The organism is Kitasatospora sp. P5_F3 (genome assembly GCF_054049135.1).
Map to the genome: position 1 here is coordinate 1 of NZ_JBFUMY010000212.1, position 452 is coordinate 452.

The 452-nt window shown below is 58.0% G+C and carries 2 rRNA genes; both read left to right on the forward strand.

The window, feature by feature from the left end:
• Positions 1–74: ribosomal RNA gene (locus ACXJMZ_RS37405) — 16S ribosomal RNA — on the forward strand; the annotation flags it as partial.
• 281 nt (positions 75–355) lie between these two features.
• Positions 356–452 (forward strand): 23S ribosomal RNA (locus tag ACXJMZ_RS37410); the annotation flags it as partial.

The window sequence follows — 452 nt, forward strand, 5'->3', positions numbered from 1 at the left end:
AGGTGGGACCAGCGATTGGGACGAAGTCGTAACAAGGTAGCCGTACCGGAAGGTGCGGCTGGATCACCTCCTTTCTAAGGAGCACATAGCCGGATGTGAGCGAATGTCTCACACGGTTGCTCATGGGTGGAACGTTGACTATTCGGCACACTTGGTTGAAGCCGCTAGTACTGTCCTTCGGGGCGTGGAGCGTGGTGGATGGYGGGTGTGTCGGGCACGTTGTTGGGTCCTGAGGGAACGGCCGTTATGGYYGTTGCTTCAGAGATGCCGGTCCTACTTGATCGACGCYTTGTGCGTTGTGATGGTGGGTGTCTGGTCGTTGTTTGAGAACTGCACAGTGGACGCGAGCATCTGTGGCCAAGTTTTTAAGGGCGCACGGTGGATGCCTTGGCACTAGGAACCGATGAAGGACGTGGGAGGCCACGATAGTCCCCGGGGAGCCGTCAACCAGG